The 14,036-nt window shown below is 71.6% G+C and carries 13 protein-coding genes, 1 tRNA gene and 1 pseudogene; 11 read left to right on the top strand and 4 right to left on the bottom strand.

The window, feature by feature from the left end; all coding sequences use genetic code 11:
- Positions 1-9: 9 nt before the first annotated feature.
- Positions 10-1,141: pseudogene (locus ACIBBH_RS09600) on the bottom strand (thiamine pyrophosphate-dependent enzyme).
- Positions 1,142-1,315: 174 nt separating this feature from the next.
- Between ACIBBH_RS09600 and ACIBBH_RS09595 the strand changes: the two are divergent.
- From ACIBBH_RS09595 to ACIBBH_RS09570, 6 genes are all read left to right on the top strand, one after another.
- Positions 1,316-2,335: a sugar ABC transporter substrate-binding protein gene (locus tag ACIBBH_RS09595; RefSeq protein WP_399403691.1), complete on the top strand. Its 1,020-nt coding sequence runs from the start codon at positions 1,316-1,318 to the stop codon at positions 2,333-2,335.
- Complete coding sequence (locus ACIBBH_RS09590) at positions 2,335-3,411, top strand: ABC transporter permease (RefSeq protein ID WP_399403689.1); 1,077 nt, start codon at positions 2,335-2,337, stop codon at positions 3,409-3,411. The genes ACIBBH_RS09595 and ACIBBH_RS09590 overlap by 1 nt, the downstream gene beginning before the upstream one ends.
- A 5-nt stretch (positions 3,412-3,416) precedes the next feature.
- A complete protein-coding gene (locus ACIBBH_RS09585; protein WP_399403687.1) occupies positions 3,417-4,328 on the top strand; it encodes an ATP-binding cassette domain-containing protein in 912 nt (303 codons plus the stop codon).
- Between the two features lie 3 nt (positions 4,329-4,331).
- The gene (locus tag ACIBBH_RS09580) at positions 4,332-5,234 is read left to right on the top strand and encodes a sugar phosphate isomerase/epimerase family protein (protein WP_399403685.1); all 903 of its coding nucleotides are present in this window, start codon (positions 4,332-4,334) and stop codon (positions 5,232-5,234) included.
- A 113-nt stretch (positions 5,235-5,347) separates the two neighbouring features.
- Positions 5,348-6,592, top strand: coding sequence for a serine hydrolase domain-containing protein (locus ACIBBH_RS09575; RefSeq protein WP_399403683.1), 1,245 nt, complete (start codon positions 5,348-5,350; stop codon positions 6,590-6,592).
- Between the two features lie 51 nt (positions 6,593-6,643).
- Complete coding sequence (locus tag ACIBBH_RS09570; protein WP_399403681.1) at positions 6,644-6,832, top strand: hypothetical protein; 189 nt, start codon at positions 6,644-6,646, stop codon at positions 6,830-6,832.
- A gap of 7 nt (positions 6,833-6,839) precedes the next feature.
- On the opposite strand, the gene ACIBBH_RS09565 is transcribed toward ACIBBH_RS09570, so the two are convergent.
- Positions 6,840-7,847 carry a Gfo/Idh/MocA family oxidoreductase gene (locus ACIBBH_RS09565; RefSeq protein ID WP_399403679.1) on the bottom strand — a complete coding sequence of 336 codons (1,008 nt, stop codon included), beginning with the start codon at positions 7,845-7,847 and terminating at the stop codon, positions 6,840-6,842.
- A gap of 313 nt (positions 7,848-8,160) precedes the next feature.
- On the opposite strand from ACIBBH_RS09565, the gene ACIBBH_RS09560 reads away from it, so the two are divergent.
- Together ACIBBH_RS09560 and ACIBBH_RS09555 are read left to right on the top strand one after the other, a co-directional pair.
- Complete coding sequence (locus tag ACIBBH_RS09560; RefSeq protein ID WP_399403677.1) at positions 8,161-9,207, top strand: LacI family DNA-binding transcriptional regulator; 1,047 nt, start codon at positions 8,161-8,163, stop codon at positions 9,205-9,207.
- The gene (locus tag ACIBBH_RS09555) at positions 9,204-9,854 is read left to right on the top strand and encodes a poly-gamma-glutamate hydrolase family protein (protein ID WP_399403675.1); all 651 of its coding nucleotides are present in this window, start codon (positions 9,204-9,206) and stop codon (positions 9,852-9,854) included. Before ACIBBH_RS09560 ends, ACIBBH_RS09555 begins: the two co-directional genes overlap by 4 nt.
- On the opposite strand, the gene ACIBBH_RS09550 is transcribed toward ACIBBH_RS09555, so the two are convergent.
- Positions 9,818-10,978, bottom strand: a complete 1,161-nt coding sequence (locus tag ACIBBH_RS09550) for a Gfo/Idh/MocA family protein (RefSeq protein WP_399403673.1) — start codon at positions 10,976-10,978, stop codon at positions 9,818-9,820. The two genes, ACIBBH_RS09555 and ACIBBH_RS09550, sit on opposite strands and share 37 nt — an antisense overlap.
- A gap of 110 nt (positions 10,979-11,088) precedes the next feature.
- On the opposite strand from ACIBBH_RS09550, the gene ACIBBH_RS09545 reads away from it, so the two are divergent.
- The 3 genes from ACIBBH_RS09545 to ACIBBH_RS09535 all read left to right on the top strand — a co-directional run bounded on the left by ACIBBH_RS09545 (position 11,089) and on the right by ACIBBH_RS09535 (position 12,968).
- Positions 11,089-12,099: a LacI family DNA-binding transcriptional regulator gene (locus ACIBBH_RS09545; protein WP_399403671.1), complete on the top strand. Its 1,011-nt coding sequence runs from the start codon at positions 11,089-11,091 to the stop codon at positions 12,097-12,099.
- A gap of 90 nt (positions 12,100-12,189) precedes the next feature.
- A complete protein-coding gene (locus tag ACIBBH_RS09540) occupies positions 12,190-12,702 on the top strand; it encodes a hypothetical protein (RefSeq protein ID WP_399403669.1) in 513 nt (170 codons plus the stop codon).
- A gap of 192 nt (positions 12,703-12,894) precedes the next feature.
- Positions 12,895-12,968, top strand: a tRNA-Pro gene (locus ACIBBH_RS09535).
- A 58-nt stretch (positions 12,969-13,026) separates the two neighbouring features.
- Here the strand turns inward: ACIBBH_RS09535 and ACIBBH_RS09530 are convergent.
- Positions 13,027-13,737: a GntR family transcriptional regulator gene (locus ACIBBH_RS09530; RefSeq protein WP_399404024.1), complete on the bottom strand. Its 711-nt coding sequence runs from the start codon at positions 13,735-13,737 to the stop codon at positions 13,027-13,029.
- Positions 13,738-14,036: the final 299 nt, after the last annotated feature.

The following is a 14,036-nucleotide window of genomic DNA, read 5'->3' as shown; positions in this document are numbered from 1 at the left end:
GGGGGGAGTTCAGAGGTGCCGGCGACGGTCCGCGACCCGCCGGTCGTAGTCCTCGCGGGCCCGTACGGCGGCCTCGCGGGAGGCGGTCCCGGCGACCGGCACGTCCCACCAGGCCTCGGCCGCCGGAGCGGTGGGCGTCGGGTCGGTCTCCACGTACACGCAGGTCGGCCGGCCGGCGGCGCGGGCCGTGCCGAGCGCCTCGCGCAGCTCGCGGACGGTCCTGGCACGCAGTACGTCCATGCCGAGGCTCGCGGCGTTGGCGGCGAGGTCCACGGGCAGCGGGGCGCCCGTGAAGGTGCCGTCCGGGGCCCGGTGGCGGTACGCGGTGCCGAACCGCTCGCCGCCCACCGACTCCGACAGGGCGCCGATGGAGGCGTATCCGTGGTTCTGGATCAGGACGAGCTTGACCGGCAGCCGCTCCTGGACGGCCGTGACGATCTCGGTCGGCATCATCAGGTACGTGCCGTCGCCGACGAGGGACCAGACGACGGCGTCCGGGGCCGCCTGCTGGACGCCGATGCCGGCCGGGATCTCGTAGCCCATGCACGAGTAGCCGTACTCCAGGTGGTACTGGCGCGGAGAGCGGGCCCGCCACAGCTTGTGCAGGTCGCCGGGGAGCGAGCCCGCCGCGTTGATCACCACGTCGTCGTCGCCGGCCACCGCGTCCAGGGCGCCCAGCACCTGCGTCTGGGTCGGCACGGCGTTCTCGTCGGCGGCCCGGTAGGCGGCCTCCACGACCTGCTCCCAGCGCCGCGGCGCGGGTGGCGAAGTAGTCGCCGGGCAGGAGGAGGACGGGCAGACGGCTGACGGTGGCGAGGGCCGCCCCGGTGACGAGGTTGGTGGCGCCCGGCCCGATGGACGTCGTCACCGCCTGCGCGGAGAGGCGATTGAGCTGCCGGGCGTGTCCGACGGCCGCGTGCACCATGGCCTGCTCGTTGCGACCCTGGTGGTAGGGCATCCGGTCGCCGTACTCCAGAAGCGCCTGCCCGATCCCGGCGACGTTGCCGTGACCGAAGATGCCCCAGGTGCCGGCGATCAACCGGTGCCGCACGCTGTCGCGTTCGGTGTACTGGACGGACAGGAACCGCACCAGCGCCTGCGCGACCGTCAGGCGGCATGTTGACTGACTCGAGTGGCTCATGCCCCTCAGGTGTAGGTGCGGACAGCAGGACTGTCAATGGTTTGTACTTACATTCTGACTAGCTCGTGAAATGATGTCCTAACAAAGTATTGACAGCAGGCTCGCCAGGGACTTGGATCCCGTCCCAGCGCAACAGCGTCCTTTCCCCTCGTCGCACAGTGAGGTGCTGGAAAAATGGACCGCTCTTCCCACTCCCGCTCCCGCAGACTGGCCCCTGTCGTGGCCGTGGCCGCCGTGGCAGCACTGACCCTCGCCGGCTGCTCCAGCAGTTCGGGAGGGAAGAAGGCCGAAGAGGGAGGGTCGAACGCCTCCGCGGGCAAGGCCACGACCCCCCGTATGACGGTCGCGCTCGTGACCCACCAGGCGCCCGGCGACACCTTCTGGGACATCGTCCGCAAGGGTGCTGAGGCCGCCGCCGCCAAGGACAACATCGATCTCGTCTACTCGCACGACCCGAACGCCGGCAACCAGGCCAGCCTGGTGCAGAACGCCGTCGACCAGAAGGTCGACGGCATCGCCGTCACGCTCGCCAAGCCCGACGCCATGAAGGACGTCATCAGCAAGGCGGCCGCCGCGAAGATACCCGTGGTCGGCCTCAACTCGGGCGTCAGTGACTGGAAGAAGCTCGGCCTGACCGAGTTCTTCGGACAGGACGAGGGCGTGGCCGGCGAGGCGCTCGGCAAGCGGCTGAACCAGGCCGGCGCCAAGAAGGCCGTCTGCGTGGTCCAGGAGCAGGGCAACATCGGCCTCACCCAGCGCTGCGACGGCGTGAAGAAGACGTTCTCCGGCACGACTGAGACGCTGTACGTGAACGGCACCGACATGCCGTCCGTGAAGTCGACGATCACCGCCAAGCTCAAGCAGGACTCCGCCATCGACTACCTGGTCACCCTGGGCGCCCCCTACGCGCTGACCGCCGTGCAGTCGGTGGACGAGGCGGGCAGCAAGGCCAAGGTCGCCACCTTCGACCTGAACAAGGAACTGACCAGCGCCATCAAGAAGGGCACCATCCAGTTCGCCGTCGACCAGCAGCCCTACCTGCAGGGCTACCTGGCGATCGACTCCCTGTGGCTCTACAAGAACAACGGCAACTACAGCGGCGGCGGCGAGCAGCCGGTGCTGACCGGACCGGCCTTCGTCGACAAGTCCAACGTCGACACCATCGCCCGGTTCGCCGCGAAGGGCACCCGGTGATGAGCATGACCCAGCAGGCTGACCCGGCGGTGACCGCACCGCCGGGTCCCGGCCCCAGGAAGACCGACGGACGCACCGCCGAGCGCCCCCTGGCGCTCCGGCTGCTGGCCCGGCCCGAGGTGGGCGTCTTCCTCGGCGCCGTGGCCGTGCTGATCTTCTTCCTGATCGCGGCGCCCTCGGTCCGCCAGGGCAGCTCGATGGCGACGGTCCTCTACCAGTCGTCGACCATCGGGATCATGGCCCTGCCGGTCGCCCTGCTGATGATCGGCGGCGAGTTCGACCTGTCGTCCGGTGTCGCCGTGATCAGCTCGGCGCTGACCGCGAGCATGCTCAGCTACCAGCTGACGATGAACGTGTGGATGGGCGTGATCGTCGCGCTGATCGTCTCGCTGGGCATCGGCGCCTTGAACGGCTGGATGGTGGTGCGCACCGGGCTGCCGAGCTTCCTGGTGACCCTGGGCACCTTCCTGATCCTGCAGGGCGTCAACCTCGCGGTGACCAAACTGGTCACCGGCAACGTGGCGACCGACGACATCAGCGACATGGACGGCTTCGGCCGGGCGAGGAAGCTCTTCGCCTCGTCCTTCGACGTCGGCGGCGTCCAGGTGAAGATCACGGTGGTGTGGTGGCTGGTCTTCGCCGCCATCGCCACCTGGGTGCTGCTGCGCACCAAGTACGGCAACTGGATCTTCGCGGTCGGCGGCAACAAGGACTCCGCGCGGGCGGTCGGTGTCCCGGTGAACTTCACCAAGATCACCCTGTTCATGACCGTCGGCTTCGGCGCCTGGTTCGTCGGCATGCACCAGCTGTTCTCCTTCAACACCGTGCAGTCCGGCGAGGGCGTCGGGCAGGAGCTGATCTACATCTCCGCGGCCGTGATCGGCGGCTGCCTGCTCACCGGCGGCTACGGCTCCGCCATCGGCCCCGTCTTCGGTGCCTTCATGTTCGGCATGGTGAACCAGGGCATCGTCTACGCGGGCTGGAACCCCGACTGGTTCAAGGCCTTCCTCGGCGTGATGCTCCTCGGCGCCGTCCTGATCAATCTGTGGGTCCAGCGCACGGCGACCCGGAGGTAGACCCGATGACAGCCAACGGAACCGGAACCCACGGCGCCGTCCTCCAGGACACCGTGCCCGCCGAGGACGGGCCGATCGTGGAACTCCGCGGCGCCGGCAAGTCCTACGGCAACATCCGTGCCCTGCACGGCGTCGACATCCAGGTCCACCCCAGGCGGGTGACCTGCGTGCTGGGCGACAACGGCGCCGGCAAGTCCACCCTCATCAAGATCATCTCGGGGCTGCACCAGCACACCGAGGGCGACTTCCTCGTCGACGGCAACCCGGTGCGCTTCTCCACCCCGCGTGAGGCCCTCGACAAGGGCATCGCCACCGTCTACCAGGACCTCGCCACCGTCCCGCTGATGCCGGTGTGGCGCAACTTCTTCCTCGGCTCGGAGATGACCAAGGGCCCCTGGCCGGTCCGCCGCCTCGACATCGACCGCATGAAGAAGACCGCGGACGAAGAACTGCGCAACATGGGCATCGTCCTGGACGACCTGGAACAGCCCATCGGCACCCTGTCGGGCGGCCAGCGCCAGTGCGTGGCCATCGCCCGCGCCGTCTACTTCGGCGCCCGCGTCCTCATCCTCGACGAGCCCACCGCCGCCCTCGGCGTCAAGCAGTCCGGCGTGGTGCTGAAGTACATCGCCGCCGCCCGTGACCGCGGCCTCGGCGTCATCTTCATCACCCACAACCCCCACCACGCCTACATGGTCGGCGACCACTTCAGCGTGCTGCGCCTGGGCACCATGGAACTGTCCGCCGACCGCAGCGAGGTCAGCCTCGAGGAACTCACCAACCACATGGCCGGCGGCGCCGAACTCGCGGCACTCAAGCACGAGCTGTCCCAGGTCCGCGGTGTCGACGTGGAAGAACTGCCCGAAGAGCAGGACCTCACCGCGCCCGTGGCGGCCTCTCCCGAAGGGACCCCCTGAACCATGGTCAACGCCCTCGACCGCATCCGGGTGGGCTCGGCCCCCGACTCCTGGGGCGTCTGGTTCCCCGACGACCCGCGGCAGGTGCCCTGGCAGCGCTTCCTGGACGAGGTCGCCGAGGCCGGCTACTCGTGGATCGAGCTGGGCCCGTACGGCTATCTGCCCACCGACCCGGCCCGGCTCACCGACGAGTTGGGGCAGCGGAACCTGAAGGTGTCGGCGGGCACGGTCTTCACCGGCATGCACCGCGGCCCGTCCGTCTGGGAGTCCACCTGGGACCACGTCAGCCAGGTCGCCGCGCTCACCCAGGCCATGGGCGCGCGGCACCTCGTCGTCATCCCCTCCTTCTGGCGGGACGACAAGACGGCCGAGATCCTCGAGCCGCCGGAGCTGACGGTCGGGCAGTGGGCGCACCTCACCAAGGGCATGGAACGCCTCGGGCACGAGGTGAAGGAGACGTACGGCCTCGACATCGTCGTCCACCCGCACGCCGACACCCACCTCGACACCGAGGACCACGTCGAGCGCTTCCTCGACTCCACCGACTCCGAACTGGTCAACCTCTGCCTGGACACCGGCCACTACGCCTACTGCGGCGGTGACAGCGTCAAGCTGATCGAGACCTACGGCGAACGCATCGGCTACCTCCACCTCAAGCAGGTCGACCCGGAGATCCTGGCCGACGTCGTGCGCAACGAGGTGCCGTTCGGTCCGGCGGTGCAGCGCGGGGTGATGTGCGAACCGCCGTCCGGGGTGCCCGCGTTGGAGCCCGTACTGACCGCCGCCCAGAAGCTCGGCGTGGAGCTGTTCGCCATCGTCGAGCAGGACATGTACCCGTGCGAGCCGGACAAGCCACTGCCCATCGCGGTGCGCACGCGGCAGTTCCTGAGGTCGTGCGGGGCCTGAACCAGCGCCTGACCGACCCCGGGTTCCGGGAGGAGCGTCCGCGCGGCACCGCCGACAGGCGGTGCCGCGCGGGCGCTCCTATGCTGGGGTTAGCCGACGTCGGGAGCACGCCCATGCCGCACACGTCAGCACGACTGCGCAGGGGGGCCGTCGCCGCCACCGCGGTGGGCATGCTGGTGGTACCGGCCGCGGGCTGGGCCGCCGCGCCGCCGCCGTCGGCCGTCTCCACCGCCCCCGTACCGCCCTCGCCCACCCCCTCCGGCAACGACGTCCGCGAGCTCACGCCCGCCGTGCAGCGGCAGCTCGACGCGGCGGTGCGGGGCGTGATGCGCGAGGCGAACGTCCCTGGGGTCACCGTCGGCCTGTGGACACCCGACAAGGGCCACTACGTGCGGTCCTTCGGCGTCGCCGACAAGGACACCGGCCGGCGGATGTCCCCCGGCCTGTACACGCGGATCGGCAGCGAGACCAAGACGTTCACCGTGACGGCGCTGCTGCAGCTCGTCGACCAGGGCAAGGTGGGGCTGGACGACACGATCGGCACGTACGTCGACGGCGTGCCGAACGGCGACAGGATCACCCTGCGCGAGCTGGCCGGCATGCGCAGCGGGCTGTTCAACTACTCCGAGGACGACGGCTTCTTCAAGGCGCTCACGTCCGATCCGCAGCGGCCGTTCACGCCGCGGCAACTGCTCGGCTACGCCTTCAGGCACCCCGTGCTGTTCCCGCCGGGGGAGAAGTTCTTCTACAGCAACACCAACCTGATCCTGCTCGGCCTGGTCGTCGAGAGGATGAGCGGCCAGTCGCTGGCGGACTACATCCAGCACCACGTCCTCGTCCCCGCCGGCCTCAGGCACACCCTCTTCCCGGCCGGCAACGAGTTCCCCGAGCCGCACCCGCAGGGCTACACCGACCAGACCGCGACCGGCAGGGTCGAGGACTCGGCCGACTGGAACCCCTCCTGGGGCTGGGCGGCCGGCGCGATGATCTCCGACCTGGAGGACCTGCGCGTGTGGGCGCGCACGGTGGCCACGGGCCAACTGCCGGACGGTTCCCGGCTGATCAGCGCCGCCACCCAGAAGCAACGCCTCATCACCCCCGCGACGCCCATCCCGGGCGCCGGGTACGGCCTCGGCATCTTCGACGTCCAGGGCTGGATCGGCCACAACGGCTCCCTGCCCGGCTACGAGTCCCTCACCATCTACCTGCCGTCGGCGCAGGCCACCCTCGTCGTCGTGCTGAACACCGACATCAACTACAAGGGGGCCGAGCCCAGCACCCTGTTCGGGGACGCGATCACGAAGATTGTGTCTCCGGACCACGTTTTCAACCTGCCCGCGGAACCGGCGGCGCGGTGAGGACGTTGGAGAGGGTGACAGGTGTGCGGACACCGTGACGGGGAGGACCGGATGAACGGCGAGTCGAGGGACGAGGGCACACAGCACACCGCCGAGGCCGCTGTGCGCCGTGCCCGGTTCGGGACGCTGCCGCAGCGGGTGCGCCCCGAGCACACGGTGGAGGAACGACCGGCCACCCTGCCGGATCCGGCGCGGGACGCCTACGATCCGGACGAGTGGCTGGTGCGTTACTGCCTGTGAGGGTCGCTCAGGCGACGCCCCGGACCTCCTCGATCGTCACCGGCCGGTGCTCGTGCAGCGACAGCGTGCAGGCCTCCGCGATCCAGCCGGCCTCCAGCGCGTCGGCGATCGTGCACGGGGACGGCCGGGTACCGGCCACGACCTCGGTGAACGCGGTGAGTTCGGCGCGGTAGGCGTCCGTGAAGCGGTCCATGAAGAAGTCGTGCGGCGTGCCGGAGGGGAAGGTCACGCCGGGCTCGACCGAGCGCAGCGGCAACTGGTCGTCCAGGCCCACGGCGATGGAGTCGGTGAAGCCGTGCAGTTCCATACGGACGTCGTAACCCCGGGCATTGTGGCGGCTGTTGGAGACCACCGCGATCGTGCCGTCGTCCAGGGTGAGGATCGCGCCGGTGGTGTCGGCGTCGCCCGCCTCCTCGATGTAGCCGGCGCCCCGGTTGCCGCCCACCGCGTACACCTCGGTCACCTCGCGGCCGGTCACCCAGCGGATGATGTCGAAGTCGTGCACGGAACAGTCCCGGAAGATGCCCCCCGAGGCGGCGATGTACGCGGCCGGCGGCGGCGCCGGGTCCAGCGTCGTCGACCGTACGGTGTGCAGCTTGCCCAGCTCGCCCCGCTGGACGGCGGCCCGGGCGGCCACGAACCCGGTGTCGAAGCGGCGGTTGTAGCCGATCTGGAGGGGGACGTCGCTGCCCTCGACGGCCTTGAGCACCTCCACGCCCTCCCGCATGGTGCGGGCGACGGGCTTCTCGCAGAAGACGGGGACGCCGGCCTCGACGCCGGCCAGGATCAGCGCGGGGTGGGCGTCGGTCGCCGCGGCCACCACGAGCCCGTCCACGCCGGCCGCGAGGAGCGCCTCGGGCGAGTCCGCGACCTCGGCCCCGAACCGCTCGGCGGCGGCCTTGGCCGCGTCCGCGAACGGGTCGGCGACGACGAGGGACTCGACGGCGTCGAGCCCGGAGAGGGTCTCGGCGTGGAAGGCGCCGATGCGGCCGAGGCCGAGGATTCCGATGCGCATACGCTCTGCTGCTTTCCTGTGTGTGGTGTTGCTGTCCGTTGCCGGGGCTCCGCCCCGGACCTCGATCGCCCTTCGGGCCCGTCCTCGATCGCCGGACGGGCTTGATTCCACCCGGCTCAGTCAGGACCAGACCACGGAAGGCCCGCTGGGTCGCGTCCTCCCTTCGGTCGGGCACGTCGGTGTCCTTCTTTCGATCACGGGAGCGACTCGGTCCCGGAAACGACGTGGCCCTGCCATTCTTGTCAGTACAAATCCCTCGAACAACGAGCACGCGGCCATCAAAAACCCCTCAAGGAGCCAAGGAGACCCCGCCATGGGCCACCCCTTCCCGATCCGCGAGATCGCACGTCAGGCCGGTCTCAGCGAGGCCACGGTGGACCGCGTGCTGAACGGCAGGGGAGGGGTGCGGGAGAGCACCGCGCAGGAGGTACGGCGGGCCATCGCGGACCTGGACCGGCAGCGCACCCAGGTCCGGCTGGTCGGCCGGACCTTCATGGTGGACATCGTGATGCAGGCGCCCGAGCGGTTCAGTACGGCCGTGCGCGCCGCCCTGGAGGCCGAACTGCCGGCGCTGCACCCGGCCGTGCTGCGCTCCCGCTTCCACTTCAGGGAGACCGGGCCGGCGCGGGAGCTGGTCGGCACCCTGGACCGCATCGCCCGGCGCGGCTCGCAGGGCGTCATCCTCAAGGCCCCGGACCTCCCCGAGGTCACCGCCGCCGTCGGCCGACTGGTCGCGGCCGGGGTCCCGGTCGTCACCCTGGTCACCGACGTGCCCGCCGGCGGCCGGCTCGGCTACGTCGGCATCGACAACCGGGCGGCCGGGGCCACGGCCGCGTACCTTGTGGGCCAGTGGCTCGGCGACCGGCCCGGCAACGTCCTCACCAGCCTCAGCAGCGGCTTCTTCCGCAACGAGGAGGGGCGGGAGATGGGCTTCCGCAGTGTCATGCGGGCCCGGCACCCGCAGCGCGCGCTGGTGGAGATCGCCGAGGGGCAGGGGCTGGACGCCACGCAGTACGACCTGGTGCGGGCCGCCCTGGAGAAGGACCCGGAGATCCGCGCGGTGTACTCGATCGGCGGCGGCAACATCGCCACTCTGCGGGCCTTCGCGGACCTCGGCCGCGAGTGCGCCGTGTTCGTGGCGCACGACCTCGACCACGACAACACCCGCCTGCTGCGCGAGCACCGCCTGTCCGCCGTGCTCCACCACGACCTGCGCCAGGACCTGCGTGAGGCCTGCCACCTGGTGATGCGCGCCCACGGTGCCCTGCCGCCCGCGGGGCCGACCCTGCCGTCGGCGATCCAGGTCGTCACGCCGTACAACATGCCCGTGCAGACGGCGAACCGGAGAGGGGCGGAATGACGCGCGCCGAGCGGACCGAACACCTTCAGATCGAGGGCGTGCCCCTGGTCGCGACCCTCGTCCGAGGCAGCGGCATCGGACTGCTGGCCCTGCACGGCGGCAACGAGGGGGGCACGGCCGAACTCGCGGACATCGTGGCCGGCCGCTGCGGCGCCACCAGCCTCGTCTTCACCCAGCCGGGGACACGGCGGCCCGTGCACATCCCGTCCCCCCGCATGGCCGTGGACCACTGCGCGCTCCTCGGCGAGTTCCTGTCCGGTGTCTCCCTCACGGTCTCCCTGCACGGCCACATGCGGCCCCAGGCCGCCCGCACGGTGTTCCTGGGCGGCGGCAACCGGGACGCGGCGCTCGTCCTCGCGCAGGAGCTGAGCACCTTCGCCCCCGGCTTCCGGGCCGTCACGGACCTCGCGGCGATACCGGCCGCCCTGCGCGGGCTGCATCCGAGGAACCCGGTCAACCTGACCCGCCGAGGGGGAGTACAGGTGGAACTCCCCCTGCCGGCGCGGACCGCCGGTCCGGTGAAGCGGGACGGCGTGCCCGACGAACCCCCGCAGCCGGTGATCGACGCCCTGGTCGCCGGCGTCCGACGTCTGTCCGCGAGCCCGGACCGTCAGGGTCCCTGGACGTCCACCCAGGAGCCGCTCTGAGCCGACCGCGCCATCGCGTCCAGTGCCTGCGCACTGTGCACGGCGTCCGTGAGCGTCGCGCCGTACGGCTTGCCCTCCGCGATCGAGCGCAGGAACCGGGCGGCCTCGATCACCTTCAGGTCGTCGTATCCCATGGCGTTGGCCGCGCCCGGCTGGAACGCCCCGAACTCGCCGTCGCCCGGGCCGGCGTAGACCGTGCTGACGGGCTGGTCCTGGTAGGTCGTGCCGCGGCTGACACCCAGCTCGTTCATCCTGCGGAAGTCCCAGAACACCGCGCCCTTGGTGCCGTGCACCTCGAAGCCGTAGGTGTTCTGCTCGCCGACCGACACCCGGCAGGCCTCCAGGACGCCGCGGGCGCCGGAGGCGAAGCGCAGCAGGCAGCTGACGTAGTCCTCGTTCTCCACCGGCCCGACATCGCCGCCCGTCGCCCGGGCGTGGCCCGCCGTGGCGCCGGTGGGGCGGGCCCGCTCGGGTACAAAGACCGCCGTTTCGGCGGTCAGGGACGCGATGTCGCCGAGCAGGTGACGAGCCAGGTCCACGCCGTGCGAGGCCAGATCGCCCAGCACCCCGCTGCCGCCGCGCTCCCGCTCGTACCGCCAGGTCAGGGCGCCCTCGGGGTGGGCGGCGTAGTCGCTGAACAGACGGATGCGGGCGTGGGTGACCGTGCCGATCCCGCCGGACGCGATCAGGCCGCGGGCCGTCTCCACGGCGGGCGCGTTGCGGTAGTTGAAGCCCACGGCGCTGCGCACACCCGCCTTGGCCACCGCGTCGGCCACCGCCCGGGCGTCATCGGCCGTCAGGCCCACCGGCTTCTCGATCCAGACGTGCTTGCCCGCCTCGGCCATCGCCACGCCGATCTCCCGGTGCAGGAAGTTCGGGGCGGTGATGCTGACCGCCTGTACGCGCGGGTCGGCGGCCACCTCGCGCCAGTCGCGGGTGGCCGAGGCGAAGCCGAACTGTTCGGCGGCCTCCTCGGCCCGGCCCGGCACCTCCTCGGCGACGGTCACCAGCTGCGGACGGAGGGCCAGCCGCGGGTAGTGATGGCGGACGCGGGCGTACGCCCGGGTGTGCACCCGGCCCATCCAGCCGAACCCGATGACCGCGACGCCGAGCGAATCCACCATGACAGCCCTTCTTTGGACCGGTCCACCTTCTGTCCAGCCCACCCTGTGCAGAGTTCCGGCAGGTGTCAACCCTTTGACAATCCGGAACGGCTCGTGGAACGGTCCATGACATGAAAGCGCCGACCATCCGCGACGTGGCCGAACGCGCCGGGGTATCCAAGTCCCTGGTCTCCCTGGTGCTGCGCGGCTCCGGCCAGGTGCGCCCCGAGAAGCGGGAGGCCGTGCTGCGGGCCGTGCGGGAGCTGGGCTACCGGCCGAACGCCGCCGCCCGCAGCCTGAGCGAGCAGCGCACGCGCACGGTCGGCGTGCTGCTCAACGACCTGCGCAACCCCTGGTTCGTCGACCTCCTCGACGGCCTGAACTCGCTCCTGCACGCGGCCGGCCTGCACATGCTGCTCGCCGACGCCCGCCTCAACCGCCGCACCGGCCACGACCTGACCGGCCCTTTCCTGGACCTGGGCGTGGACGGCCTGGTGGTCGTCGGCACCCTGCCCGAACAGGCCGTCGTCGGCACGGTCGCCGAGCGCCTGCCGGTGGTCGTCGCGGGTGCCCGCGAGCCGGTGCCGCCCGGCGTGGACATCGTGGCCGGCGACGACGAGCACGGCGCCCGGCTGGTCACCGAGCACCTGATCGGGCTCGGCCACCGCCGCATCGCGCACCTCGCCGGGTACGGCGCCGTCGGCGAGCTGCGCCGGCGCGGCTTCGAGGCGGCGATGCGGGCGCACGGCCTGGCCGGGCAGGCCGTGGTGGAACCCGGCGACATGACCGAGGAGGGCGGCTACCGCGCCGCCGTACGGCTCCTCAGCCGCCCGGAGCGGCCCACCGCCCTCCTCGCCGTGAACGACATCGCCTCCGTCGGCGCGCTCTCGGCCGCTGGGGAACTGGGGCTGCGGGTGCCGGGGGACGTGTCGGTGACCGGCTACGACAACACCAGCATCGCCCGGCTCCGCCACGTCTGGCTGACCACCGTCGACACCGCCCCGCACGAGGTCGGCCGCCGCGCCGCCCGCTGCCTCCTGGACCGCCTCGACGGGCGCGGGGGAGAGGGCAGCGTCCACCTGGCCGTGCCGACGCTGCGGATCCGGGGGACGGCGGCGGCACCCCCCTCCGTCACCGGCTGATCGCGTACACGGTGGAGTGAGGTGGCGGGGCGCGCCGGGCCGGGTGATCATGGAGAGCGCCGCATCTGTAAGCCCCCGAAGAGAGCAGCCATGACGGACACCACGGAGACCGTGCCCGGGCGGCCCGCGCGCGACCGCCGGTCCATGCTGCTCTTCGGCGGTGTCTACGGCGCCGTGGTGGCCAGCGCCGTGCTGGCGGCGCTCACCGAGTACGGGCACACCTCACGGGACGACCGGCGCTACGACGCCGCCTGGCTGGTGGTGACCGCTCTGGCCTCCGCCCTGGCGCACGGCTACGCCCACTACATCGCCGAGCGCGGCCCCCGTCGGCGTGGGCAGGCCCTGCGCGCCCTCGCCGCCGAGTGGCCGCTGGTCGTGGCCATGCTGCCCAGTGCCCTGATCCTCGCGGGGGCGGGCTGGGGCTGGTGGCCCACGGGGAGCGTCGAGTACTCGGCGTTCTCCTTCAACGTCGCCCTGTTGTTCGTCCTGGGCCTGCTCTCGGCCAAGTGGGCGGGACGCGGCGGGGCCGTGGCGGTGGCCACCGGCGTCGGGGACGCGCTGATCGGGGTGATCGTGGTGGTGGCGAACGCGATCATCAAGTGACCAGGGTGCACGGGGCGGCGGTCGCGGCGGGCGGGAGCGGGCGGACAGTCCGCATGACCGCGAGACGGCGCCGCGACCGGCATGAACGCCGGCATCCGCCCCATCGGTCCGCTCGCGCGGCGCCCGGCACCGGCACCCACCCGCGTGCGGTAGGGTTGACCTGCGTGATCGCGCGGGAACACCGCGTGGCACCGGGACGTGGCGCAGCTTGGTAGCGCACTTGACTGGGGGTCAAGGGGTCGCAGGTTCAAATCCTGTCGTCCCGACGGTGCGAGGGTCCTCGCGGACGGAAGTCCGCGGGGACCCTTTGTCATGCGGGGGCTCTCACATGCCGCCGCCGGTCCGGGCGGCCCACAGGCCCCGGACATGCCCCAGATGACGGGTCATGATCTCCCGCACGGCCTTCTCGTCGCCGTCCACCAACGCGTCCAGGAGTTCCAGGTGCTCCTCGGCCGAGGCCAGCAGGCGGCCCGCCTGTGCCAGTGCGGTCAGGCCGTACAGGCGGGAGCGTCCCCGCAGGCCGGCGACCACCTCGACGAGGTGGGCGTTGCCGGCGAGGGCGAGCAGGCCGAGGTGGAAGCGGGTGTCGGCCTCGACGTAGGCGATGAGGTCGCCCGCCGCGGCGGCGGCGACGATCTCCCGGGCGGCAGGGCGCAGCGCTTCCAGCGAAGCCCGGTCGGCGGTGCCGGTCAGGGCCGTCACGGTGGGGATCTCGATGAGCGCGCGGATGTGCGTGTACTCGTCGAGCTGCCGGTCGGAGACGGCGGTGACCCGGAAACCCTTGTTGGGGACCGCGTCGACCAGGCCCTCCTTGGCCAGGTCGAGCATCGCCTCGCGGACAGGTGTCGCCGAGACGCCGAAGCGGGCGGCCAGGGAGGGGGCCGAGTACACCTCGCCGGGGCGCAGTTCGCCCGCGACCAGGGCGGCCCGCAGCGCGTCGGCGACCCGCTCCCGGTAGCTGCTGCGCCTGCCGCCCAGCCGGGGGAGTGCCGGGGCCTCCGCGTCCTGTTCCGGCCCCTGGGGCTGCTGTGCCATGTCACGCGTCACTGGGGGAGTCTAGGGCCTGTCCGGCGGATCATGGCGCAGGAAACCGACGGTGCCCGATCAGTGCTGGTGAGCGGGGCTTGGTGCGTCCGGCTGCAAGGCGGAGGAGGGAGTCGACGCGGAGCGTCGGCGACCGACGACAACGCCGCGGATGGGCGTGCCACACCCCGCGTCTGCGGCATGATCCGCCGGACAGGCCCTAGAAGACTGATGAAGATCTTGTTGAGGGGCTGTCCGGCCGGAGGCCGGATGGCCCCTCGTCGCTATGTGGTGGCTGGGGCGAGGTGCCA

Origin of the sequence: Streptomyces sp. NPDC051636 (genome assembly GCF_044453765.1) — a bacterium.
Taxonomy (GTDB): domain Bacteria; phylum Actinomycetota; class Actinomycetes; order Streptomycetales; family Streptomycetaceae; genus Streptomyces.
The sequence above is the reverse complement of the archived record's forward strand: the minus strand, read 5'-3'. Positions and strand labels throughout refer to the sequence as shown.